This is a genomic window from Bradyrhizobium sp. SZCCHNR1051 (genome assembly GCF_032489615.1).
In the GTDB taxonomy this organism is placed as follows: Bacteria; Pseudomonadota; Alphaproteobacteria; order Rhizobiales; family Xanthobacteraceae; genus Bradyrhizobium.
Genome location: NZ_JAUEYJ010000005.1, coordinates 97,198 through 119,999, shown reverse-complemented (window position 1 = coordinate 119,999; position 22,802 = coordinate 97,198). Strand labels below are relative to the sequence as shown.

21 protein-coding genes are annotated in these 22,802 nt (G+C 65.7%); 7 read left to right on the top strand and 14 right to left on the bottom strand.

Annotated features, from left to right (window positions below):
* Window positions 1-233: 233 nt before the first annotated feature.
* Window positions 234-1,490: an aspartate kinase gene (locus tag QW868_RS07525; protein ID WP_316230266.1), complete on the bottom strand. Its 1,257-nt coding sequence runs from the start codon at window positions 1,488-1,490 to the stop codon at window positions 234-236.
* 164 nt (window positions 1,491-1,654) lie between these two features.
* On the opposite strand from QW868_RS07525, the gene QW868_RS07520 reads away from it, so the two are divergent.
* On the top strand, window positions 1,655-2,122 hold the full coding sequence (locus QW868_RS07520) for a PH domain-containing protein (protein WP_315735252.1): 468 nt from the start codon (window positions 1,655-1,657) through the stop codon (window positions 2,120-2,122).
* Between the two features lie 47 nt (window positions 2,123-2,169).
* Window positions 2,170-2,934 (top strand): bifunctional 2-polyprenyl-6-hydroxyphenol methylase/3-demethylubiquinol 3-O-methyltransferase UbiG, encoded by a 765-nt coding sequence (ubiG, locus tag QW868_RS07515; RefSeq protein ID WP_409997692.1) that lies wholly within the window; start codon window positions 2,170-2,172, stop codon window positions 2,932-2,934.
* 362 nt (window positions 2,935-3,296) lie between these two features.
* On the opposite strand, the gene QW868_RS07510 is transcribed toward ubiG, so the two are convergent.
* Complete coding sequence (locus QW868_RS07510; protein ID WP_316230265.1) at window positions 3,297-3,578, bottom strand: GIY-YIG nuclease family protein; 282 nt, start codon at window positions 3,576-3,578, stop codon at window positions 3,297-3,299.
* Window positions 3,579-3,815: 237 nt separating this feature from the next.
* On the opposite strand from QW868_RS07510, the gene QW868_RS07505 reads away from it, so the two are divergent.
* Complete coding sequence (locus QW868_RS07505; RefSeq protein ID WP_316230264.1) at window positions 3,816-4,715, top strand: EamA family transporter; 900 nt, start codon at window positions 3,816-3,818, stop codon at window positions 4,713-4,715.
* Here the strand turns inward: QW868_RS07505 and QW868_RS07500 are convergent, their stop codons facing one another.
* The 5 genes from QW868_RS07500 to QW868_RS07480 all read right to left on the bottom strand — a co-directional run bounded on the left by QW868_RS07500 (window position 4,716) and on the right by QW868_RS07480 (window position 7,757).
* Window positions 4,716-5,153 (bottom strand): EamA family transporter, encoded by a 438-nt coding sequence (locus tag QW868_RS07500; protein WP_315797277.1) that lies wholly within the window; start codon window positions 5,151-5,153, stop codon window positions 4,716-4,718.
* A gap of 141 nt (window positions 5,154-5,294) precedes the next feature.
* Window positions 5,295-5,777, bottom strand: coding sequence for a DUF1178 family protein (locus tag QW868_RS07495; RefSeq protein WP_315735242.1), 483 nt, complete (start codon window positions 5,775-5,777; stop codon window positions 5,295-5,297).
* A complete protein-coding gene (locus QW868_RS07490; RefSeq protein WP_315735240.1) occupies window positions 5,774-6,652 on the bottom strand; it encodes a carbon-nitrogen hydrolase family protein in 879 nt (292 codons plus the stop codon). The genes QW868_RS07495 and QW868_RS07490 overlap by 4 nt, the downstream gene beginning before the upstream one ends.
* Entirely contained in the window at window positions 6,649-6,924 is a 276-nt protein-coding gene (gene grxC / locus QW868_RS07485) for a glutaredoxin 3 (RefSeq protein ID WP_315735238.1), read from the bottom strand. The genes QW868_RS07490 and grxC overlap by 4 nt, the downstream gene beginning before the upstream one ends.
* Before the next feature lie 29 nt (window positions 6,925-6,953).
* Window positions 6,954-7,757, bottom strand: coding sequence for a ComF family protein (locus QW868_RS07480; RefSeq protein WP_315775703.1), 804 nt, complete (start codon window positions 7,755-7,757; stop codon window positions 6,954-6,956).
* 78 nt (window positions 7,758-7,835) lie between these two features.
* Between QW868_RS07480 and QW868_RS07475 the strand changes: the two genes are divergently transcribed.
* Entirely contained in the window at window positions 7,836-8,693 is an 858-nt protein-coding gene (locus QW868_RS07475; protein WP_316230263.1) for a methyltransferase domain-containing protein, read from the top strand.
* Between the two features lie 120 nt (window positions 8,694-8,813).
* On the opposite strand, the gene QW868_RS07470 is transcribed toward QW868_RS07475, so the two are convergent.
* Window positions 8,814-9,224 carry a (deoxy)nucleoside triphosphate pyrophosphohydrolase gene (locus QW868_RS07470; RefSeq protein ID WP_315735232.1) on the bottom strand — a complete coding sequence of 137 codons (411 nt, stop codon included), beginning with the start codon at window positions 9,222-9,224 and terminating at the stop codon, window positions 8,814-8,816.
* 182 nt (window positions 9,225-9,406) lie between these two features.
* Between QW868_RS07470 and QW868_RS07465 the strand changes: the two genes are divergently transcribed.
* The gene (locus QW868_RS07465; RefSeq protein ID WP_316230262.1) at window positions 9,407-10,735 is read left to right on the top strand and encodes a TadE/TadG family type IV pilus assembly protein; all 1,329 of its coding nucleotides are present in this window, start codon (window positions 9,407-9,409) and stop codon (window positions 10,733-10,735) included.
* 60 nt (window positions 10,736-10,795) lie between these two features.
* On the opposite strand, the gene argJ is transcribed toward QW868_RS07465, so the two are convergent.
* Together argJ and QW868_RS07455 are read right to left on the bottom strand one after the other, a co-directional pair.
* On the bottom strand, window positions 10,796-12,037 hold the full coding sequence (gene argJ, locus QW868_RS07460) for a bifunctional glutamate N-acetyltransferase/amino-acid acetyltransferase ArgJ (protein ID WP_316230261.1): 1,242 nt from the start codon (window positions 12,035-12,037) through the stop codon (window positions 10,796-10,798).
* A gap of 251 nt (window positions 12,038-12,288) precedes the next feature.
* On the bottom strand, window positions 12,289-13,203 hold the full coding sequence (locus QW868_RS07455; RefSeq protein WP_316230260.1) for a peptidylprolyl isomerase: 915 nt from the start codon (window positions 13,201-13,203) through the stop codon (window positions 12,289-12,291).
* Window positions 13,204-13,596: 393 nt separating this feature from the next.
* Between QW868_RS07455 and secA the strand changes: the two genes are divergently transcribed.
* Window positions 13,597-16,449, top strand: a complete 2,853-nt coding sequence (gene secA, locus QW868_RS07450; protein WP_316230259.1) for a preprotein translocase subunit SecA — start codon at window positions 13,597-13,599, stop codon at window positions 16,447-16,449.
* Between the two features lie 248 nt (window positions 16,450-16,697).
* On the opposite strand, the gene QW868_RS07445 is transcribed toward secA, so the two are convergent.
* Entirely contained in the window at window positions 16,698-17,996 is a 1,299-nt protein-coding gene (locus QW868_RS07445) for a flavin-dependent oxidoreductase (RefSeq protein WP_316230258.1), read from the bottom strand.
* Between the two features lie 211 nt (window positions 17,997-18,207).
* Between QW868_RS07445 and QW868_RS07440 the strand changes: the two genes are divergently transcribed.
* On the top strand, window positions 18,208-19,233 hold the full coding sequence (locus QW868_RS07440; protein ID WP_316177615.1) for a glycerophosphodiester phosphodiesterase: 1,026 nt from the start codon (window positions 18,208-18,210) through the stop codon (window positions 19,231-19,233).
* A 135-nt stretch (window positions 19,234-19,368) separates the two neighbouring features.
* On the opposite strand, the gene QW868_RS07435 is transcribed toward QW868_RS07440, so the two are convergent.
* The 3 genes from QW868_RS07435 to QW868_RS07425 all read right to left on the bottom strand — a co-directional run bounded on the left by QW868_RS07435 (window position 19,369) and on the right by QW868_RS07425 (window position 22,645).
* On the bottom strand, window positions 19,369-19,878 hold the full coding sequence (locus QW868_RS07435) for a GNAT family N-acetyltransferase (RefSeq protein WP_316177614.1): 510 nt from the start codon (window positions 19,876-19,878) through the stop codon (window positions 19,369-19,371).
* 62 nt (window positions 19,879-19,940) lie between these two features.
* The gene (locus QW868_RS07430; RefSeq protein WP_316230257.1) at window positions 19,941-21,848 is read right to left on the bottom strand and encodes an acyl-CoA synthetase; all 1,908 of its coding nucleotides are present in this window, start codon (window positions 21,846-21,848) and stop codon (window positions 19,941-19,943) included.
* Between the two features lie 353 nt (window positions 21,849-22,201).
* The gene (locus QW868_RS07425) at window positions 22,202-22,645 is read right to left on the bottom strand and encodes a MarR family winged helix-turn-helix transcriptional regulator (protein ID WP_315735215.1); all 444 of its coding nucleotides are present in this window, start codon (window positions 22,643-22,645) and stop codon (window positions 22,202-22,204) included.
* Between the last annotated feature and the right edge of the window lie 157 nt (window positions 22,646-22,802).

Genomic DNA, 22,802 nt, shown 5'->3' with positions numbered 1-22,802 from the left:
AACAGCTTTCTCGATTCGGCACTATCGCACGCTCAGAGTGCCGGCCCGAACCAGAACAACCATCACTGGAGCACAGTTTGCGGCTGCCATCCTGCGATGGCGTATAGCGAATTAGGGCTTGTTTTGCCAAGCAAAACGCCTGCCACCGCGGGCGGCGTCAACGGCTTTCGAACGATCTCCGGCCCGTCCCGCTGTCACATAACGGGACAGGTGTGGTCGCGGAGGAGGATTTTCTAGGCCTGGTCCAGTCCGTAGAGCGTGTGCAGCGTGCGGACGGCGAGCTCGGTATAGGCGGCGTCGATCAGCACCGAGAACTTGATCTCGGAGGTCGTGATCGCGCGAATGTTGATGTTGCGGGCGGCGAGCGCGGCAAATCCCTTGGCGGCGACGCCGGCATGGCTGCGCATGCCCGAGCCGATCACCGAGACCTTGGCGACGTCGGTTGCGGTATCCAAGCGCTGGTAGCCGATCTTGTCCTTGGCCGCGGTGATGGTCTCGCGCGCCCGGTTGTAGTCGGTCGCCGGCACCGTGAAGGTCAGATCGGTGGTCTTGCCATCTTCGGAGACGTTCTGGACGATCATGTCGACATTGATGTTGGCATCCGCCAGCGGTCCGAAGATCGACGCGGCAACGCCCGGCTTGTCCTCGATCTGGCGCACCGAGATCTGGGCCTCGTCCTTGGAGAAGGCGATGCCGGTCACGACGTGATTTTCCATGATTTGTTCCTCGCTGCAGATCAGCGTCCCCGGCGGCTGGTTGGCGTGCGGGTCGATATCCTCAGGCTTGTCGAATGAGGAGCGGACGAAGATCGGCATGTTGTGCACCATGCCCAGTTCCACCGAACGGACCTGCAGCACCTTGGCGCCCTGCGACGCCAGCTCCAGCATGTCCTCGAAGGCGATCTTGTCGAGCCGCTTGGCCTTCGGCACCACCCGGGGATCGGTGGTATAGACGCCGTCGACGTCGGTATAGATGTCGCAGCGGTCGGCCTTGATGGCGGCCGCGATCGCCACCGCCGAAGTGTCCGAGCCGCCGCGGCCGAGCGTGGTGATTCGCCCGGTTTCGGCGTTGATGCCCTGGAAGCCGGCGATGACCGCAACTTCCTTGCGGTCGCGGAAGCGCTGGATCAGCTCGGTGCCGTCGATATCGACGATGCGCGCCGAGGCATGGGCGTCGCTGGTCTTGATCGGGATCTGCCAGCCCTGCCACGAGCGGGCCTGGATGCCCATGCTCTGCAGCACGATCGCCAGCAGGCCGGACGTGACCTGCTCGCCCGAGGCCACCACGGCGTCGTATTCGCGCGCATCATGCATCGGCGACGCCTCGGTGCACCAGGCGACCAGCTCGTTGGTCTTGCCCGACATCGCCGAGACGACCACGGCAACCTCATGACCGGCATCGACCTCGCGCTTGACGTGGCGCGCGACGTTGCGGATGCGGTCGATGTTGGCGACGGATGTGCCGCCGAATTTCAGCACGAGGCGACCCATGACGACGCGCTCATTCCCATCAGGAGGATAAGTTGACCGGCTGAGCGCGAAACCGGAGGCGCGCCAGCCGAAACGCGCGTATACATAGCGCCGCGGCTGGGGGCAAGACGGTTCCTTGTGGTGACAGGGTCAGGTTGGTGACAGGGTCAGGTGAGAGGCTTGGAATGGCGCGTTACATCGACGAAATCCTGCAACCCGGCGAGAAGGTGCTGTATTCGACCAACGCGCATTGGATGTTCTACCTGCCCGCGATCGGGGCCTGGATCGTCGTGTTTGGATTGCTCGTCCTCTCCCGCATGACCGTGAACGACAGTTTGGTCATGCTGTGCCTGGCCACCGCCGCCGTCATCGCCATTGTCGCCCTGTATTGGACGGTCCGGGCCTGGTTCCATCGCCTCACCACGGAGACGGACGTTACCAATCGTCGCGTCGTCCATAAAACCGGTTTCATCAAGCGCCGTACCTTCGAGATGGCCCTCGACAAGGTCGAGAGCGTCGACGTCAACCAGACCATCATGGGACGGGTTCTCAATTACGGCGACGTCACCATCTTGGGTGTGGGCGAGGGCAAGGAAACCATTTCGACCATCGCGGAGCCGCTGGCGTTCCGGAACGCCATCACGGCGCGTTAGCCCGGTACGGCGCCGCAGCTTCGATCATTGAGTATTCAGCGATGACAATGCCTCAGGATTCCCGCAGCACTTCTGTTCCCTCCGGCTCGACCGTCGATCCGGCCGAGATCGCGAAGTTCTCGAAACTGTCCGAGACCTGGTGGGACCCCAAGGGCAAGATGGCGCCCCTGCACAAGATCAACCCGCTGCGCCTGACCTACATCCGCGATGCCGCCTGCCGGAAATTCGAGCGCAACGCCAAGAGCCTGAACTGCCTCTCGGGACTGCGCATGCTCGACATCGGCTGCGGCGCGGGATTGCTGTGCGAGCCGTTCACGCGGCTGGGCGCGCAGGTCGTCGGCGTCGATCCCTCGGCCAGCAACATTGCCGCTGCCAGGCTGCACGCGGAAAAGGGCCATCTGTCGATCGACTACCGCTGCACCACGATCGAGGAGATGGATCCGCGCGAGCGCTTCGACATCGTGCTGGCGATGGAGGTCGTCGAGCACGTCACCGATGTCGGTGCCTTCCTCGGCCGCTGTGCCGCCGTGCTGAAGCCGGGCGGCATGATGGTGGTCTCGACGCTGAACCGCAACTGGAAGAGCTTTGCGCTCGCCATCGTCGGTGCCGAATATGTGCTGCGCTGGCTGCCGCGCGGCACGCATGAGTGGAGCAAGTTCGTCACGCCGGACGAGCTGACGAAATACCTGCTCGACAATCGCCTGGTCATCACCGAGCAGAGCGGCGTCGTCTACAGCCCCTTCGCCGACCGCTGGAGTCTGTCGACCGACATGGACGTGAACTACATGATGGTTGCCGAGCAGATGGTGTAGCGCGGCGTCGCGCTTCGGTTCGGCCGGGATGCTGCTCCACAACCGGTGTCGTCCCTGCGAACGCAGGGACCCATAACCCCAGGGAGTGGTTCGGGGCACGCTAGGAGATCAGGTCGCTGGCGGGCTTTCCGTGGCGCGACAGGTTCAACGTGCAGCCTGCCCCAAGACAGATCACGCGGTATGGGTCCCGGGTCTACGCCCGCTGAAGCGTCGCGTCATCGGGCTTGCCCGGGACGACAGCTTTGCTCCCCCTCGCCAGCTATATTCTCGGTTGTCGTCGGTCCAGCCAGATGCCGCTCCACCAAAGGTGTCGTCCCTGCGAACGCAAGGACCCATAACCCCAGGGAGTGGTTTGAGGCACGCTAGGAGATCAGGTTGCTGAGATCGCGCCATTCGAGGTTGTCGCGTTCGATCAGCTCGATCTTCCAGTCGCGTTTCCAGCGCTTGAGTTGCTTTTCGCGGGTGATTGCTTCTTCGGCGATATTGTAGGTCTCGATGTAGACCAGCCGAAAAACTCCGTATTTCTTCACAAAGACCGAGCCTTGGCCGTCGCGGTGCTGCTGAAGCCTTTTGTGGATCGAGTCGGTGACGCCGATATACAGCGTGCCGTGGCGACTACTCGCCAGAATATAGACGTAGTACATTGCCGCACCATCGCTTGGATGGATTGTCCAACCTAGCTGAAGCTGGTGGTTATGGGTCCCTGCGTTCGCAGGGACGACACCGTCGTTGTGACGCGAGCTTACCACAAACTGCAGATAGTGGTTTGTCATCCCGCCGCGATCTGCAATCCTGACATGCGACTGAATTGCCGCCTGTCCTGTTGACCCGGCGCCCCGCGCTCGTCACCGTGCCGGCCTTCACAGCCGCTCCGTGCCCGCATGCTCTCCATCGCCTCGCTCTGGATTCCCTTCACGCTGGTGGCTGCCGCCGGTCAGGTCGCACGCAATGCGATGCAGCGGTCGCTGACGGCGAAGCTCGGCACCTGGGGCGCGACCAACATCCGCTTCCTGTTCGGCTTCCCGTTCTCGCTGGTGTTCCTGACCGCGGTGCTGCTGGCCACCGGCGACCACCTGCCGTGGCCGCCTTCTGTGTTCTGGCCGTGGCTGCTGCTCGGCGCGCTCAGCCAGATCATCGCCACCGGACTGATGCTGCTGGCGATGACCGACCGCTCCTTCGTCGTCACCACGGCCTATCTGAAGACCGAAGCGATCCAGACTGCGATCTTCGGCTTCATCTTCCTCGGCGATCCGCTCTCGGTGCCGAAGGTAATCGCGATCCTGATCGCCACCATCGGCGTCGTCGTCACGGCGCTTCGGCCCGGTGGCGACAAGAGCTTTGCGGAGTTGAAGCCGACCGTGACCGGCCTCGTTGCGGCGGCGGCGTTCGCCCTGTCGGCGGTCGGCTTCCGCGGCGCCATCATCACCGTCGACGGCGTCTCCTTCGTGACCGCCGCATCGTACACGCTGGTCTGGGGCCTGTTCGTGCAAACCGCGATCCTGACCGTCTACCTGCTGGCGCGCGCGCCGGACATCCTGCGCGGAATCCTGTCGCTGTGGCGGCCGTCGATGATGGCCGGCTTCGTCGGCGCCTTCGCGTCACAATTCTGGTTCCTGGCTTTCGCGCTGACGGCGGCTGCCAACGTCCGCACGCTCGCGCTGATCGAGGTGCTGTTCGCGCAGGGCGTGTCGTACTACTCGTTCAAGCAGCCGGTTTCGCTGCGCGGGGTCTGTGGCATCGTGCTGATCGTTGCCGGGGTAGCGCTGCTGATCGCAGTATAGTCAGCCCTTGATCGCGATCAGCACGGCGCCGGCCGCGATCAGGACGATGCCGATCCAGCCCTGCAGGCTCGGTCGTTCGCCGAGAAACACGACGCCGAACAAGGCGACCAGCACGACGCTGAGCTTGTCGATCGGCGCGACCAGCGTCGCGGGGCCGAGCTTCAGGGCGCGGAAGTAGCACAGCCACGAGGCGCCGGTGCCGAGCGCCGACAGCGTCAGGAACACCCAGCTCTTGGTCGAGATCGGTCCCGGGCTGGTGAGCTGGCCCGTCGCAAACAGGATCAGCGCCAGCGTCATCAGCACGATCGCGGTGCGGATCAGCGTGGCAAGATCGGAGTTGAGACCTTCGACGCCAACCTTGGCGAAGATGGCGGTGAGGGCCGCAAACAGCGCGGAGAGGAGGGCCCAGAGCTGCCAGGACGAGGAGAGGGGGGGCATGTCGTCACACCGGCGAAAGAGAGAGTGCAGGCCGAGATCTCTCCCCCGTCATTGCGAGCGAAGCGAAGCAATCCAGAATCTGTCCTCGGCTCCTGGATTGCTTCGCTTCGCTCGCAATGACGAAAAGGCCTTCTCGATTGCTCAATTCCTATCGTCCGGCAGCACCGGGATCGGGGCGACCTCGATGCCTTCCTCGATCAGTTCGCGGGCCTCGTCGAGCGAGGCCTCGCCATAGATCGGCCGGTGCTCGGTCTCGCCGTAATGCATCTTGCGCGCTTCCGTCGGGAAACGCTCGCCGACATCGTCGGCGTTCTTGACGATGTGGTCGCGCAGCTCCTTGAGCTTGGCGCGCAGCTCGCGCTCCTGCGCCATCATCAGCGCGGTCGATCCCGGCGGAATTACTTCCTGCGCTGGCGTCGGTGAGGCCGGCACTGGCACTGGAACGGCCTCGCGGCCCTTCTTGCTGACGATGCGCGGCGCCATGATCGCCTTCTCGACCTTGGTCGAGCCGCAGGTCGGGCATTCCACCAGCTTGCGCTTCACCTGCGAATCGTAGGTCGAGGAGCTCTGGAACCAGCTTTCGAACGTGTGGTCACGCTCGCAGCGCAGCGCATAGCGGATCATGCCGAGCCCCGCACCAGGTGCAGATAGTCCGGACCCGCGTTGGGATCGGCGATGCCGAACCGGCGGCCGTGCTGCAGCGAAGGAATGGTCTGGCGCACGCTCTCGACCCGCGACGGATCGATGCGCGCCACGATCACGCCGGGCTCGACGCCGCCCTCGGCGAGAATCTCGCCCCATGGATCGATGATCAGCGAGTGGCCGAAGGTCTCGCGCTTGTTCTCGTGCAGGCCGCATTGGGCGGCGGCGAACACGAAGCAGCCGGTCTCGATGGCGCGGGCGCGCAGCAGCGTGTGCCAGTGCGCCTCGCCGGTCTTGCGCGTGAAGGCGGAGGGCACGCTGATGAACGAGGCGCCGCTCTCGGCCAGCGCGCGATACAGCGCCGGGAAGCGCACGTCGTAGCAGATCGTCAGCCCCAGACGACCCCAGGGCAGATCCGAGATCACGGCCGTCTCGCCCGGCTGATAGTTGGCCGACTCGCGATAGCTCTCACCGCCCGGCAGGTCGATGTCGAACATGTGGATCTTGTCGTAGCTCGCCAGCACGTTGCCCTCGGGGCCGATCAGGAACGAGCGGTTCACGGCCTTGTCTGCCGAGAAGCGCAGCGCCAGCGATCCGATGTGCAGATGGATGCTCAGCTCCTTGGCGAGCGCCTGATAGGCTTTGAGAGAGGGATCGTCCGCCTCGCTCTTGAGCTGCTCGAACAGCGCCGTCCGGTTGAGCTGCATCATGTTGCTCACTTCCGGCGTCTGGACGTACTCCGCGCCCTGCGCGACCGCTTCCCGGATCAGCCTGGTGCCCTGCTCGAGGCTCGGCTCGGGCAGGAGCGAGGTGCGCATCTGCACCATGGCGGCGGTAAAGCTGCGGTCGTTGCTCATGATGTCGCCTTGTCTCCCGCCAGCATGGCGTCGAGTCTGCCCTCGCGATCGAGCGCATAGAGATCGTCGCAGCCGCCGACATGGGTGTGGCCGATGAAGATCTGCGGAAAGGTCGAGCCCGGGCCGACACGATCATACATCTTCTGCCGGATCGTCGGATCCTTGCCCGCGTCATGCTCGGTGAAGGGAACGTTCTTGCGGGTCAGAAGCGATTTGGCGGCCGTGCAGTAGCCGCACCCCGGACGGGTATAGATTTCGATCGCAGCGGTCATGTCGCGCTCAGCTGTTACGGAACGACAGATTATATGGGAGCGCGGGGGGCATCGACAACCCGGGCGAAAACCAGCACGCTGACCTCGGCCGCCTTGGCGCGCAGCAGAGCGCGGGCGCAGGCATCCACCGTCGCGCCGGTGGTCAGCACGTCGTCGACGATCACGATGCGGCGCCCCTGCACGTCATGCAGGCGGTCTGAAGATACCTGGAATGCGCCCTGCACATTGCTGGCGCGCTGGGCGCGCGACAGGCCGACCTGCTGCTCGGTCGCCCGCACGCGGCGCAACGCATCGCCCTGCATTCGGACGCCGCTGGACCGGGCGATCACCCGCGCCAGCGCGCCGGACTGGTTGTAGCGGCGGCTGAAGCCGCGCCGCCAGTGCAGCGGCACGGGCACCACGAGGTCGGCCTCGGCCAGCAGCTCGCGGCCGGCGCGAGCCATCCAGCGGCCCATGATCGGCGCCAAATCGGTGCGGTCCTGATATTTCAGCTGATGCACCAGGGTGCGCGCGACCTCGTCATAGCGCACGGCGGCGCGCGCCCGGGCATAGGCCGGCGGCGCCGCGATCGCCTCCATCGACAGCAGCTCGGGGCCGGGATCGTAGACGAAGGGGATGCCGAGCTTCGGGCAATACGGCCGCTCGATGAACGACAATTTGCCCCAGCAGGCCGCGCAGACGCCCTCGCCGTCGACCGGCTCGCGGCAGGCGATGCACAGCGTCGGCAGCGCGACGTCGAGCGCGAGCTTCGCGACATGCGCGAGACCGCCGTGCAGCGCGCCTACGGCTGCACGAAGTCGTCCGACGCCGATTGGAGCAAACGTCACACCCATGTATTGAGGCTAGCGCCGCAACCCACGCTGCTCAAGCGGTGCATTGCCCGGCCGCGAGGATCGGCGTAACCAGCCCCAATGATCCAGTCCGTCACCGCTCCCGTTCTGTTCGATCGCAGCCTGCTCGCGCTCAGGCAGCGGCGGGCTGCGGCAGCGCCGGAGACCTTCCTGTTGGAGCGCGTTGCGGAGGACATCGAGGATCGGCTTGCGGCAGTGAACCGGTCCTTCACCGCGGCTGCCGACGTCTGGACGCCGGCCGCGGGCTTGAAGCCGTATCTTTCGGGACGCCTCTCGCAGCTCGCACATATCGCTGCGCCCGAAACGGCGGATGAGCGGCTGCCGCTGGCCGCGCAATCGCTCGATCTCGCGCTGTCGGCGCTGGCCTTTCAATTCGTCAACGATCTGCCCGGACTGCTGGTGCAGATTCGCCGGGCCTTGCACCCCGATGGTCTGCTGCTGGCGGCCATGATCGGCGGCGATACGCTGACCGAGCTCCGGCAATCCTTCGCCGCCGCCGAGGCAGAGTGCGAGGGCGGCGTATCACCGCGCGTCGCGCCGTTCGCCGATCTGCGCGACGTCGGCGGCCTGCTGCAGCGTGCAGGCTTCGCGTTGCCGGTGACGGATGTCGACCGGGTCGTGGTCCGCTATGCCAGCGCGTTCGGCCTGATGCAGGATCTCCGCCGCATGGGCGCGACAAACAGCCTGGTCGAGCGCCGTCGCACGCCGACGCGCCGCGCGACCTTGCTGCGCATGGCCGAGATCTATGCCGAGCGCTTCGCCGATCCCGACGGCCGCATCCGCGCCACCTTCGACATCATCTGGTTGTCAGGCTGGGCCCCGCATGAGAGCCAGCAGAAGCCGCTGAAGCCGGGTTCGGCGACGGCGAGCCTAGAGGCGGCAGTGAAGCGGAGCCCTCGCGCGGGAGCGGATGAATAGCCACTCTCGTCATCGCCGGGCTTGACCCGGCGATCCATCCCTCTTGAAGAGTCCGAAATGTAGATGGATGCGCGGGTCAGGCCCGCGCATGACGCGTGAGCGTGAGGCTGTCGCCGCGGCTCACATCAACAAGTCGATCAGATGCGGCAGCAGCGGGATGTCCGCGGGCGGCATCGGGTAGTCGCGCAGCTTGTTGGGCCGCACCCAGGCCAGTTGCTGGCCCTCGCGCGCGGTCACCAGGCCTTCCCAGCGCCGGCAGATGTAGAGCGGCATCAACAGATGGAACGTCTCATAGGCGTGGCTGGCGAAGGTCAGCGGCGCGAGACAGGCCTCGCGCACGGTGATGCCGAGCTCCTCGTCGAGCTCGCGGATCAGGCTGGCTTCCGGGCGCTCGCCGGGCTCGAGCTTGCCGCCGGGAAATTCCCAGAGGCCCGCGAGCGCCTTGCCGGGCGGCCGCTGCGCCAGCAGCACGCGATTGTCGGCGTCGACGAGCGCGCAGGCGACCACGAGCGTGAGTTTCAGGTCGGGCATGGTCCGATCGGGTTTCGAGAGGGATGGGCCGGTCCGAGAACCAGGCGCGCCTGTTGAGGGAGTTTTAACCTAGGCCGTTTTGAGCCCCGTTTCCACGGTTGAAATAAGCCAACCTTAATGGCCGCCCGCGTATTTTCACGGGTGAACGCCGTGACCCCCTCATGGTTCGTTAGGCATCATTCATGCGAATTGTATCCAGCCTGCTTGCCCGCCTTCGCCGCGACGTCAGCGGCAACGTCGCGGTGACGTTCGCCATCGTCTGCGTTCCGCTGATCACGGCGGTCGGCTGCGGCGTCGACTACAGCCGCGCCAACCAGATGCGCGCCAAGCTGCAGGCGGCGGTCGACGCCGCATCGGTCGGCGCGGTGTCCCGGACGGCGCCGGCCTTCATCGCCGCGGGCGCGATGACCTCGGACGGGGTGATCGCCGCCGGCAATGACGACGCGGCGAAGATCTTCAACGGCAACATGTCCGGCACATCGGGCTATACGCTGACCAGCCTGACGCCGGAGGTGAAGAAGGCCGGCTCGGTGCTGAGCGCCACCGTGTCGTTCTCGGCCACCGTGCCCATGATGTTCATGAACATCGTCGGGTTCAAGACCATGACCCTGAACGGCTCGTCGACGGCGAAGGCCTCGATGCCGCGATACATCGATTTCTACCTGCTGCTCGACAATTCGCCGTCGATGGGTGTGGCGGCGACGCCGGCGGACGTGACCAAGATGGTCAATGCGACTTCGGACAAATGCGCCTTCGCATGCCACGACTACAACGACTCCAACAACTACTATAATCTCGCCAAGACGCTCGGCGTGACCACCCGGATCGACGTGCTGCGCAGCGCCACCCAGCAGCTGATGGACACGGCGCAGCAGACGCAGACCTATACGAACCAGTTCCGCATGGCGATCTACGATTTCGGCGCGGCGTCGAAGACGATCGGATTGCGGGCGCTTTTCTCGCTGTCGTCGAGCCTGTCCAGCGCCAAGAGCGCCGCAGGCAACATCGACCTGATGGGCGTCTACGGCAACAACGACTCCTACACGGCCGACAAGGATACGCCGTTCACCACGGTGTTCCCCGCCATCAGCAACGAGATCTCGACGCCCGGCGACGGCACCACCGGCTCGCCGTTGAAATACCTGTTCTTCGTCTCCGATGGCGTCGCGGACGAGAGCAACGCCGCCTGCCTGAAGCCAAAGGCCAGCGGCAACCGCTGCCAGTCGCCGATCAATCCGGCGCTCTGCACCACGCTCAAGAACCGCGGCATCAAGATCGCGGTGCTCTACACCACCTATCTGCAGCTGCCGACCAACAGCTGGTACATGAGCTGGATCGATCCCTTCAACAAGGGGCCGTTCGGCCCGTCGCCGAACAGCGAGATCGCGCAGAAGATGCAGGCCTGCGCATCGGACGGGTTCTATTTCGAGGTGTCGCCGACGCAGGGCATCGCGGAGGCGATGAAGGCGCTGTTCCAGAGGGCGGTCGCCGACGCACGGATCGCGAGCTGATCGACTCGGCCCGGAAGCGCGCCGGCCTTGCGCGCTTCCCCGCCGCGGTCGGTTGCGGAATCAGGACCGGTAGTCGCCGTTGATCGCGACATACTCCTTGGTCAGGTCGCAGGTCAGCACGCGGTCGCGGCCCTTGCCGAGGCCGAGCGCCACCTTGATCTGCACCTTCTGCGCCTTCATCGCCTCGGAGACTTCCGTCTCGTCATAGGACGGATCGCGCGCGCCCTTCGATGCGACGCGGATGCCGTTGAAGGAGATCGAGAGCTTGTCGCGGTCGGCCGGCTCGCCGGCCTTGCCGACCGCCATCACGACGCGGCCCCAATTCGCGTCCTCGCCGGCGATCGCGGTCTTGACCAGCGGCGAGTTGGCGATCGACATCGCGATTCTGCGCGCCGACGGCTTGCTCTTGGCGCCCTCGACGATGATCTCGACCAGCTTGCGGGCGCCCTCGCCGTCGCGCGCGACCTGCTCGGCGAGGTCGGCCAGCACGGCATTGAACGCCTTCACGAACGCTTTCGCGCGCGGATCGCTGGCGCGGCTGATCTTCGGTGCGCCCTTCGCCGCGGCGGTCCCGGTGGCGAAGGCGAGCAGCGTGTCGGATGTCGAGGTGTCGCCGTCGATCGTCACCGCGTTGAAGGTGTCCTCGACGCCGGCCTTGAGCAGGGCCTGCAGCGCGGGTGCCGAAATCGGCGCATCGGTGAAGATGAACGACAACATCGTCGCCATGTCGGGCGCGATCATGCCGGCGCCCTTGGCCATGCCGTTGATCGTCACCTTGGCCTTGCCGAGCTTGACGGTCGCGGTCGCGACCTTCGGGAAGGTGTCGGTGGTCATGATGGCGCGCGCCGCGCCCATCCAGTCCTCTGGGCTGGCGGTGCCGGCGAGCCCCTCGAGCACGCCGTCGAACTTGGTCGCATCCAGCGGCTCGCCGATCACGCCGGTCGAGGCGAGAAAGATCTCGTCCTGCTTGCAGCCGACGGCCTTCGCGGCAATCGCGGCCGTGAGCGCGGTCGACTGCTTGCCGGTCTTGCCGGTGAAGGCGTTGGCGTTGCCGGAGTTGACCACCAGCGCGCGCGCCTTGCCGCCCTTCAGCTTGGTCCGGCACCATTCGACCGGCGCCGACGGGCATTTCGACAGCGTGAACACGCCGGCAACGGTGGTGCCGGGGTCGAGCAGCGCCAGCAGCACGTCGGTGCGGTTCTTGTAGCGGATGCCGGCCGCCGCGGTCGCGAGCTTGACGCCCGCAACGGCGGGCATGTCGGGGACATCGGTCGGGGCGAGCGGGGAGACGGCTGAGGACATCGAGGGCTTCCGGCAGGAATGAGCGGGAAGCGCTCTGTATCACCTCGGTCGTCGTTGTGGGAGTGGATGCGCCCACGCCCCAGCTGTCATCCCCGCGAAAGCGGGGATCCATAACCACAGGGTCCAGTTGGGAGCCCGGTATCGGCCGCGTGCCTGTTTCAAACATCACGCGGTATGGGTCCCGGCTTTCGCCGGGACGACACCATTTATGACGCGACCATGTCGCGCCTCAAGCCAAGTAGCCGAGCCGCTTACTTCTTCGCCGGCTCGGCGGCCTTGGCATCAGCGGGCTTCGCCTCCGCCGGCTTGGCGGCGTCGGCGGCCGGCTTGTCCAGGCGCTCGATCTTGGCGGATTCGCGCAGCTTGCCGACATAGTCGGCCTGGGCCTTGCGGGTCACGTAGGTCTCGATCTGGCTCTTGACCTGGTCGAACTCCGGCGGCTTGCGGCTGCGCTTTTCCTCGACCTTGATGATGTGCCAGCCGAACTGGGTCTTCACCGGATCGGAGATCTTGCCCGGCTCGAGCGAGAAGGCGACGTTGGCGAACTCCGGCACCATCTGCTCCTTGGTGAAGAAGCCGAGGTCGCCGCCGTCCGAGGCGCCGGGGTCCTTGGACTTCTTCTTGGCGAGCTCGGCAAAATCGGCACCCTTGGCGAGCTCGGCCTTGACGGCCTTGGCCTCGTCCTCGGTCTCGACCAGGATGTGGCGGGCGTGCACCTCCTGCTCGCCGCCGATCTGCTTGGCGGCCTCCTCGTAGACCTTCTTCATCGCGTCCGGCGTGGTCGCGGCCTTGCCCTCGCTGGCAAGCAGGCTGTCCATCAGCAGCCGGTTGCGGGTGAAGGCGAGGCGCTTCTTGAACTCCTCGCTGTCGGCGACCTTCTTGTCCTCGGCCGCCTTGGCGACCAGCTTCATGTCGATCAGGAACGACAGGACGTTCTCGTCCTTGGTCGCCGGATCCATCTGCGCGAGGCTCTGTCCGAGCTCCTCTTCGGCGAGCGTCACGTCGCTCTTGCGGATCTCGGCGCCGTTCACCTTGGCCAGCACCGGGTTGGCATCGTCGGCGGCGCGTGCGGGCGCGGCAAGCAGGGACAACGCGAGACTTCCGGCGAGAGCGGTGGCAAGGCCGAGGCGCAGGCCGGTTTTCGTAACCGGGAACGACGTGGTCATGGAAAATCCTTGTTGAGAAGAGGGGGCTCGAGGGGGGAGGCCTCAGGGCGGCCGGGACACTCGCCCAATCGCCGTGCCTTGGCAACGCGAAAAGTCTGTCAATTTCGTGAAATCGGCGACAGGTGGGCGGCGACGGCCCGGCTGTCGGGCGCCGTTGACAACGTTCCCCCCCAGCCATATCTCTCCCCGGTCGCTTCAAGGGCGATAGCGCTTATTTTGCTGCGTTTTTGGCCGTTGAACCCTGGTTTGCCTGTCTCCCACTCATCTGGCGGACGCCGCCCGGCGCCGAAGGTCGAGGCTGGCGCGGGTGCTGCGGTGCATCACGTCGGGAACAGCAAACCCAAACCATGAGTTGCGGCTGCAACGCAGACCCATAGAGGCAGGATTTCAGCAATGATCGGCGCGCTCGCCCGTAAGCTATTCGGCTCCGCCAACGACCGTCGCGTCAAGGGCTATCAGTCCCGTGTCAACGCCATCAATGCGCTGGAGCCGGAGCTCGCAAACCTGACCGACGAGCAGCTCAAGGCGCGCACCGAGGAGTTCAAGAAGCAGCTCGCCGACGGCAAGACGCTCGACGACATCCTGGTCCCGGCCTTCGCCACCGTCCGCGAGGCCTCCAAGCGCACCCTCGGCCAGCGCCATTTCGACGTCCAGCTGATCGGCGGCATGGTGCTTCACGAGGGCGACATCGCCGAGATGAAGACCGGCGAAGGCAAGACGCTGGTGGCGACGCTCGCGGTCTACCTGAACGCGCTGGCCGGCAAGGGCGTCCACGTCGTGACGGTGAACGACTACCTTGCCCGCCGCGACGCCGGCTGGATGAGCCAGATCTACGGCTTCCTCGGCCTGACCACAGGTGTGATCGTGCACGGCCTCGACGATGCCGAGCGCAAGGCGGCCTATGCCTGCGACATCACCTACGGCACCAACAACGAATACGGCTTCGACTATCTGCGCGACAACATGAAGTACCGCCTGGAGGACATGGTCCAGCGCGGACACTTCTTCGCGATCGTCGACGAGGTGGACTCCATCCTGATCGATGAAGCGCGCACGCCGCTGATCATCTCCGGCCCGCTCGACGACCGCTCGGAGTTCTACAACACCATCGACACCTTCGTGCCGAAGCTCGACAAGACCGACTACGAGGTCGACGAGAAGCAGCGCACGGTGACGCTCACCGAAGCCGGCATGGAGAAGATCGAGACCCTGCTGCGCGATGCCGGCCAGCTCAAGGGCGAGTCGCTCTACGACGTCGAGAACGTCTCCGTCGTCCACCACATCAACCAGGCGCTGCGCGCGCACACGCTGTTCACGCGCGACAAGGACTACATCGTCCGCGACGGCGAGGTCGTGATCATCGACGAGTTCACCGGCCGCATGATGCCGGGCCGGCGCTATTCCGAAGGCCTGCACCAGGCGCTCGAGGCCAAGGAGCACCAGCCGGTGCAGCCCGAGAACCAGACGCTGGCCTCGATCACCTTCCAGAACTACTTCCGCATGTATGCCAAGCTCGCCGGCATGACCGGCACGGCCGCCACCGAGGCCGACGAGCTGTTCGACATCTACAAGCTCGAGGTGCTGGAGATCCCGACCAACCTGCCGGTCGCACGTCTCGACGAGGACGACGAGGTCTACCGCACCCAGCAGGAGAAATACGCCGCGATCCTGGCCGAGATCGAGCGGGCGAACTCCCGGTTGCAGCCGGTGCTGGTCGGCACCGCCTCGATCGAGAAGTCGGAAGTGCTGGCCGCCTATCTCAAGCAGCATGGCTACAAGCAGATCGACTTCGGCAGCGAGCGGGCGCTCGACAAGCTCTATGCGGCGGCCCGCGCCGGCAAGCCGGCCAAGCTGTTCGCGGTGCTGAATGCGCGCTTCCACGAGCAGGAAGCCTATATCGTGGCCGAAGCCGGCGTGCCCGGCGCGATCACGATCGCGACCAACATGGCCGGCCGCGGCACCGACATCAAGCTCGGCGGCTCGCTCGAGATGCGCCTGCAGCAGGAGACCGCCGGGATCACCGACGAGGCCGAGAAGGCCGCCAAGATCGAGCAGATCAAGGCCGACATCGCCCGCTTCCGCGAGATCGTGCTGAAGGCCGAGGAGACCGTCGAGATCGAGCCCGCCAAGGGCTCCAAGCCGGCCAAGACCGTGACCAAGCCCGGCGGCCTCTACATCATCGGCTCCGAGCGCCACGAATCCCGCCGCATCGACAACCAGCTGCGCGGCCGCTCCGGCCGCCAGGGCGATCCCGGCCGCTCGAAGTTCTTCCTGTCGCTGGAAGACGATCTGATGCGGATCTTCGGCTCCGACCGGCTCGACAGCATGCTGACCCGCCTCGGCCTCAAGGAAGGCGAGGCCATCATCCACCCCTGGATCAACAAGGCGCTGGAGAAGGCGCAGCAGAAGGTCGAGGCGCGCAACTTCGACATCCGCAAGAACCTCCTGAAGTTCGACAACGTCCAGAACGACCAGCGCAAGGTGATCTTCGACCAGCGCGTCGAGCTGATGCAGGACGAGAGCGTGGTCGAGACCATCACCGACATGCGTCACGCCTTCATCGACGACCTCGTCGCCAAGCACGTGCCCGAGCATGCCTATGCCGAGCAGTGGGACGTCGCCGGCCTGAAGGAGGAGCTGAAGCGTGTGCTCGACATCGACCTGCCGGTCGACGAATGGGCGAAGGAAGAGGGCATCGCCGACGAGGAGCTGCTCAAGCGCATCGAGACCCATGCCGACGAGCGCATGGCCGCCAAGGTCGCGCAATGGGGCCCCGACGTGATGCGCTATGTCGAGAAGACCATCCTGCTGCAGACGCTCGACCACCTCTGGCGCGAGCACCTGGTGATGCTCGACCATTTGCGCCAAGTCATCGGCCTGCGCGGCTACGGCCAGCGCGATCCGCTGCAGGAGTACAAGTCGGAAGCCTTCACGCTGTTCGAGGCCATGATCGCGCATCTGCGCGAGGCGGTCACCGCGCAGCTGATGCGGGTCGAGATCGTGCCGCCGGAGGAGCAGCAGCCGGTGCTGCCGCCGATGCAGGCGCACCACGTCGATCCGAACACCGGTGAGGACGAAATGGCCTTCGCCAACGTCTCCGTGGTGCCGTCCTCCGGCGTCGCTCCGGTCCCGGCCGATGCGCGCAACCCGAACGACCCCACCACCTGGGGCAAGATCGGCCGCAACGAGGACTGCCCCTGCGGCTCGGGGAAGAAGTACAAGCACTGCCACGGCAAGTACGCTTAAGCGCGGACTGAGGCCGTCTCTCCATCGTCATTGCGAGCGCAAGCGAAGCAATCCAGGGCCCCGCGCACGACTCTGGATTGCTTCGCTTGCGCTCGCAATGACGCTGTTGGTCGAGCTGCCTGCCACACCACCACTGTCATCCCGGCGAGCGCCGGGATCCATAACCACAGGATGACGTGGTGACACGGGCTGGTCGCTCCAGCGTGCTTGCTAATTTCTGGGGGTCCCGGGACGACAGCGAGTTTGGATCAGGCAGCCTTGGCCTTACCGACTTGCGCGCCTTCCGCAATCGTCCGCGGCGCCGCGTTCAACTGCTCGATGGCGAACCCCGCGGCCTTCTTGTAACCGGCCATGAATGCGTCGCGCTCGGCCGGCGGGATCACGTCATCAATGTTCGTGAACGTCCCGCCGCAGCGCTCGTCGACCAGGTTGAGCAATCCGAACGGCCCGGCGCCGCGGTTGCGCAGGATGACTTGCGAGATCGGGCCGCACAGTCTCTCGTCGTAGGCGGCGAGTGCCGCCGGCGTCACGCCGTGCGCCAGCAGGCAGGCGCCGAGCACGCGGGCGTCGACGATGGCCTGGCTGGCGCCGTTGGAGCCGGTCGGATACATCGCATGCGCGGCGTCGCCCATCAGCGCCACCGGGCCGTCGACCCAGGTCGGTACTGGATCGCGGTCGATCATCGGGTTCTCATAGGCGCCGTCGGCGCCGGCGATCAGCGCGGGCACGTCGAGCCAGTCATAGGTCCAGCCGGCAAAATGATGCGCGAACTCCGTCACCGGTACCTGGCGGAACCAGCCAGTCTGCTTCCAGCCCTCGGTGTTGTCCATCGTCACTTCCGCGATCCAGTTGATCAGCGCCAGCCCCGTCTTCGGGTCGGGATGCGAGATCGGATAGACCACGACGCGGTGGCGATGGGTGCCGAGGCCGACGAAGGACGAGCCGGTGCGCATCGGCTTCGCCCAGGTCACGCCGCGCCACATCACGGCGCCGCCCCAATGAATCGGCGGCTGTGTGAGGTGCATCTGCGCGCGCACCGCCGAGTGGATGCCGTCGGCGCCGATCAGCAGCCGCCCGCGCGTCTCGATGCGCGATCCATCGGCATGCTCGATGCGGGCCGTTACTGTGCCATCGGGATTCTTCTCGTAGCCCGTGACGCGGCTGCCGAGCCGCACGGCCGCAGCGCCCGCGCGCTCGACCAGCCGGCTGTACAGCAGCATGTGCAGCTTGCCGCGATGCACCGCATATTGCGGCCAGCCGTAGCCCGCGAGCAGGCCGCGCGGCTCGGAATAGATGTCGTTGCCATTCAGCCCGACCAGCGCCCACTCCTTGGCGGGCACGCCGACCTGGTCGAGATCGTCGGCCGAGATGCCAAGGTCGTACAATTCCCGCACCGCGTTGGGCTGCAGGTTAATGCCGACCCCGAGCGGCCGCATCTCGCGCACGCTTTCGTAGACGATGCAGGGCACGCCGATCTGTTGCAACGTGAGTGCGGTCGCGAGGCCGCCGATGCCGCCGCCGGCGATGAGGACAGGAAGATCGGTCATGGGCATGGTCCGTCGCACGTGAACTCGAAAGCAGAACGCGAAAGGAGGGGCAAAGGGATGCAGGCACGGCGCTGCTGCGCGTGCGGATCGTCTCCCTTCGATCCGTCCTTGGCCAGCGTTGTCGGCTGGTCCGATGGTGAAAGGCCTAGTTCAGATGCCCGGCGGAGACAAGGGGAATGGGCATTCCGCGCTGCCGTGGTAGGCTGGTGCCATGCACCGTCCCACCCTGTTCCTCACCGCCGCTCTGTCGCTGCTCGGGCTTGCGAGCCCTGTCATGGCCTTTGACATCGAAGCCCATCGCGGCGGGCGCGCGCTGTATCCGGAGAACACGCTGCAGGCCTTCAAGATGTCTCTGGCCTTTCATGTCGACACGCTCGAGCTCGACGTCGGCGTCACGAGGGACGGCGTGCTGGTGGTCTCGCATGAGCGACGGCTTAATCCCGATCTCGCCCGCGCCCCCGATGGCAACTACGTTGCGCCGCCCGGGCCGCTGCTGATTGATCTGCCGCTTGCGGAGGTGCAGTCCTACGACGTCGGCCAGATCCGTCCGGGCAGCGACTACGCCAGGCAGTTTCCGGAGCAGCAGGTGATCTCTGGGGACGTCCCGCCGCCGCGCATTCCGACCCTGAAGCAGGTCATCGATCTCGTCAGGGGCTCGGGCAAGGATCGTGTGCGCCTCAACATCGAGACCAAGCTCGATCCAGCGCTCCCGAATGAAGCGCCGGACCCCGATCGGTTCGTATCCCTGCTGCTCGGCCTGATCGAGGCCGAGCACTTCACCGACCGGGTCATGATCCAGTCGTTCGACTGGCGCACCTTGCAACTGGTGCAGCAGCGCGCGCCAAGGATCTCCACCGTCTATCTGTCACGGCAAAGCGGCAAGACGCCCACGGTGTCGCCGACCGAGGCGACGCGCTGGACCGCGGGCTTCAACCCCGCCGATCACGGCGGCTCGCTGCCGCGGACGATTCACGCGGCCGGCGGCAAGGTGTGGTCGCCCTTTTTTGCCGATGTCACGCCGGAGCTGATTGCCGAGGCGCATGCGCTTGGCCTGGAGGTCGTGGTCTGGACGGTCAATAAGCCCGCGGACATGGCGCAACTGATCGATGACGGCGTCGACGGCATCATCTCCGACCGGCCGGATGTGCTGCGCAAGGTTGCTGCCGACAAGGGGGTGGCAAATCCGACAGGTGAGCTGCGGCTGCAATCGACGAAGCCAAAGGCGCATCCGGAGTAGCGGAGCCGAGAGTTCTCACGCGTCGGGGTGAGGCGCCGCCGCGCGGGGGAGACTTTGTTGTCCGACCTTTCGTCACTCCCCCTGACTGCACGTTCGATGCATCCGGACACCCAAGCACCATTCGGGTCAGCCTGGTCAAGCCACCAGCCGTTTGGTCATGAACAGGCTGAGCGGGTCGAGGCGGTAGGTGCCGAAGGGGCCGCAGTCCCCATAGCCGGAGCTGCGATAGAGCTGGATCGCCTGCGGCTGTCTGATGCCCACTTCGAGGCTTACGCGGCCAAGCCCGCGACCTTGGGCCTCGTCTTCCAATGTCATGAGGAGCCTGCGTCCGAGCCCACAGCCGCGGGCGGTTTCGCGGACGAACAATCGCTTGATCTCGGCATGTCCTGGGCCAATGAGCCGAAGGGCGATCGATCCGAGCAGCGTCCCGTCACGGCGGGCGGCAAAAAATGCGGCTCCGGGCACCGAGAGCGCGTGGGCATCGACGGGATGATTGCTTTCAGCAGGGTATAGCGTCCGCAGATAGGCATTGGCCTCCGCGATGAGGTCGGCGACATCAGCCTGTCTGGCATCTTCGATCGCGATGGTGATGTCGGTTGGGTTCATCGTCTCCGGCCTGGCAAACGTGACGAAACGCGTCAGCATCGTGCCAGAGCACCACCGTCCCGATCAAATGCCGAGACGGCTGTCTCACGCGCAATCGCGGCTCACCCCATCACCACCTCGTGCCGGATCACGAACGGCGCCAGCAAGGTGTGCACCTCGTTCTCGACCGCCTCGCGGGTCTCCGCAGGCACGTCGCGCAACGTCACCGTCGCGATGCTGCCGTGGCTGCCGTGCGGGCCGACCTTCACGCTGCAATCGATGCCGCGGTCGGTGAGCTGCGACAGCACCTTGGTGAACACGCGCGTCGCGGCGTCCCAGCGCAATTGCGGCTTGAACACCTTGCCGACACCCGTGACCGGCATCGGGTCGATCGGGATGATCTGCACCGGCACGGCGGCGCGCTCGGGCGTGCGGGCGCGCACCCAGTCCTCCAGCTCGCCCGGCTGCACGGCAGCCCCCGGCTTGAGCTGGACGTAGCCGATCGGCAGCTCGCCGGCATAGGCGTCGGGTTGGCCGACCACGGCGGCGAAGCCGACCGAGGGATGCTGAAACAAAATCTCCTCGATCGGCGCCGGATCGATGTTGTGGCCGCCGCGGATCACGAGGTCCTTGGCGCGGCCGGTGATCCACAGGAAGCCGTCAGCGTCGAGCCGGCCGAGATCGCCGGAATTGACCCAATGGCCGTCGACGAAGGCGCCCTTGTTGTGGGTGTCGTCGAGATACCCTGAGAACACGCCCGGCCCGGCCATGATGACGACGCCGATCTCGTCCGCCGCGCAGTCGCGCTCATAGCGCCCGTCGGCATCGAGCTTGACGATGCGCACCTGCGCATAGGGCAGCGGCAGGCCGACCGAGCCGAGCCGGATCGGCTGGTCCGGATAGGCCATGGTGTGCACGCTCGCGGTCTCGGTCATGCCGTAGACCTCGACGACCGGCAGCTTGAGCTTGTCCATGATCGCCTGCCCCACGGCGACCGGAATCGCCGAGCCGCCGCCGGCGGCATAGCGCAGGCTGGAGATGTCGGCCGCGCCTTGCGGCACCGCCAGCGTCGCCGCCAGCACCGTCGGCACGCTCGACAGCGTCTCCGGCTTGAAGCGCTCGACCAGGCCCCAGATGTTGCGCACCGCATTCGGGTTGCGCCAGCCGGCACCGGAGAGCACGACGAGGCTGCCGCCCGCCGAGAGCGTCTGCAAGGTCTGCGTCAGCGAGCCGCCGACGTGAAACAGCGGCATGCCGAACAGCAGCGTCCCGCCGGGCTTGGCTTTCAGGACCAAGTTGATGCCCCAGGCCTGGTAGACTTGGTTGCCATGGCTGTGCCGCACCAGCTTCGGCGTGCCGGTGGTGCCGCCGGTGTGGAAATAGGCCGCGGTATCGCTGGCCTTGATCTGCCGGCCGCTGACGAGGTGATCGCCCGGCTGCGGCTTGATCAGGTCGTTGAAGGCGTGGATGCCGTTCGCCGGATCACCGCCGCCGCCATGGACCTGCACGATCGCCTTGAGGTGTTTGAGGCTGCCTCGGACCTTCTCGACCTTCTGCCAGATGTCGGTGCCGGGCAGGGGGCCCAGCGCCACCAGCACCTTGGTCTTGGCGGCATCGAGAATCTCGGCGATCTGGTGCGGCTCCAGCAGCGGGTTGACCGGGTTCGCGATCCCGGCGGCCTCCGCGCCGAACAGCGTCACGAAGGCGTCGGGCACCAGGGGCAGCATGAAGCTGACGACATCGTTGGGGCCGACGCCGAGCGCATGAAACATGTTCGCGGCCTGCGTCACCCTGGCGACGAAGTCGCGATAGGAGATCACGACCGGCGCGTCGGCCGGGTCGGCATTCTGCAGAAACTGGATCGCCGGCGCGTCCGGATTGGCGGACGCCCCACACTTGAGCGCCTCATAGGTGCTCTGCGCCGCGATCCGTTCGCTGTACGGCGTCTGCTCGAAGGCGCGGATGTCAGCCGTGCTGGCGAATGTCGGATAGTCGCTGCCAATGGCGCGATCGAGCAAATGAATGCCCATGGCCTGTCCTCCCTCTGGCGTGTCCTCGTCCGGCCGGACGACGGGTCCAACCGGGATCGCGCGCGGGCTCTGTTGGCGGCCCGTTCGTCGCGATCGTCACAGGACAGGATGAGGGAGGATTCGTCTTGCGTCTATCCCGGCGTTGCCGGGCAAGCCGACGCATTTGCCGCAGGTGAATAGGCGAGAAAGGTCACGGCCTTTTTGATGCGGCGCGAAGGACGCTCCAAACTCCGCGTCATTGCGAGCGCAGCGAAGCAATCCAGAGTCCCGCCGACCAGCCTGGATTGCTTCGCTGCGCTCGCAATGACGGGAGGACGGAGTTCAACCCTCAATGTCTGCAACGCAGCGTGCCGTCAGCTCGCCGCGTCGATCAGATTCTCCAGCAGCCGCTTCAGCTCGCCGGTGGCCTTGTCGCCGTAATTCTCCAGGATGTGCGCCTCCTGGCTGGCAGCGAGCGAGTTCAGCCGCTTGCACAGCGCCTTGCCATGATCGCTGATGAACATCAGCACCTTGCGGCGGTCATGGGCGTCCTGGCGCCGGTAGACCAGCGAGTCCGACACCATGCGGTCGATCATCTTGGTCAGGGTCGGGTGGTTCAGCAGCACCGCGTCGGCGAGATCGCCCATCGAGTGCCCCTCGCCGTCCGAGAGCACCTTGAGGATGCGCCACTGCTCGACGGGCACGCCCTCGGTGCTCAGGCGCGACTCCAGCTGCCGGTTGATCTCCCGGTTGGCTTGCGCGAGCAGGTAGGCGAGATGTTCGGTGAGGGGGGTGTTGGGATGGGGCGGTTTGGCCACGGTGAATTTCGCTTGCGGTCCCGACTTGAATGAATGTCCGGCAGTTGCTGCCCGATCTATATGCATCCCAATTCTTGAACATTCAACATTTTCGAATAGGATATTTGCCGAACGCGTGCTGATTTTGACGGCGTATGACCGCCGGTCCACAATGGGC

Bases quoted from the DNA above. Each gene is read 5' to 3' on its own strand.
- QW868_RS07500 (WP_315797277.1), bottom strand. From the start codon at position 5,153: ATGCCCCCCCTCTCCTCGTCCTGGCAGCTCTGGGCCCTCCTCTCCGCG.
- QW868_RS07455 (WP_316230260.1), bottom strand. From the start codon at position 13,203: ATGACCACGTCGTTCCCGGTTACGAAAACCGGCCTGCGCCTCGGCCTT.
- ubiG (WP_409997692.1), top strand. From the start codon at position 2,170: ATGCCTCAGGATTCCCGCAGCACTTCTGTTCCCTCCGGCTCGACCGTC.
- QW868_RS07465 (WP_316230262.1), top strand. From the start codon at position 9,407: ATGCGAATTGTATCCAGCCTGCTTGCCCGCCTTCGCCGCGACGTCAGC.
- grxC (WP_315735238.1), bottom strand. From the start codon at position 6,924: ATGACCGCTGCGATCGAAATCTATACCCGTCCGGGGTGCGGCTACTGC.
- QW868_RS07490 (WP_315735240.1), bottom strand. From the start codon at position 6,652: ATGAGCAACGACCGCAGCTTTACCGCCGCCATGGTGCAGATGCGCACC.
- QW868_RS07495 (WP_315735242.1), bottom strand. From the start codon at position 5,777: ATGATCCGCTATGCGCTGCGCTGCGAGCGTGACCACACGTTCGAAAGC.
- QW868_RS07520 (WP_315735252.1), top strand. From the start codon at position 1,655: ATGGCGCGTTACATCGACGAAATCCTGCAACCCGGCGAGAAGGTGCTG.
- QW868_RS07470 (WP_315735232.1), bottom strand. From the start codon at position 9,224: ATGCCCGACCTGAAACTCACGCTCGTGGTCGCCTGCGCGCTCGTCGAC.
- QW868_RS07445 (WP_316230258.1), bottom strand. From the start codon at position 17,996: ATGACCGATCTTCCTGTCCTCATCGCCGGCGGCGGCATCGGCGGCCTC.
- QW868_RS07510 (WP_316230265.1), bottom strand. From the start codon at position 3,578: ATGTACTACGTCTATATTCTGGCGAGTAGTCGCCACGGCACGCTGTAT.
- secA (WP_316230259.1), top strand. From the start codon at position 13,597: ATGATCGGCGCGCTCGCCCGTAAGCTATTCGGCTCCGCCAACGACCGT.
- QW868_RS07525 (WP_316230266.1), bottom strand. From the start codon at position 1,490: ATGGGTCGCCTCGTGCTGAAATTCGGCGGCACATCCGTCGCCAACATC.
- QW868_RS07430 (WP_316230257.1), bottom strand. From the start codon at position 21,848: ATGGGCATTCATTTGCTCGATCGCGCCATTGGCAGCGACTATCCGACA.
- QW868_RS07505 (WP_316230264.1), top strand. From the start codon at position 3,816: ATGCTCTCCATCGCCTCGCTCTGGATTCCCTTCACGCTGGTGGCTGCC.
- QW868_RS07475 (WP_316230263.1), top strand. From the start codon at position 7,836: ATGATCCAGTCCGTCACCGCTCCCGTTCTGTTCGATCGCAGCCTGCTC.
- QW868_RS07440 (WP_316177615.1), top strand. From the start codon at position 18,208: ATGCACCGTCCCACCCTGTTCCTCACCGCCGCTCTGTCGCTGCTCGGG.
- QW868_RS07480 (WP_315775703.1), bottom strand. From the start codon at position 7,757: ATGGGTGTGACGTTTGCTCCAATCGGCGTCGGACGACTTCGTGCAGCC.
- argJ (WP_316230261.1), bottom strand. From the start codon at position 12,037: ATGTCCTCAGCCGTCTCCCCGCTCGCCCCGACCGATGTCCCCGACATG.
- QW868_RS07435 (WP_316177614.1), bottom strand. From the start codon at position 19,878: ATGCTGACGCGTTTCGTCACGTTTGCCAGGCCGGAGACGATGAACCCA.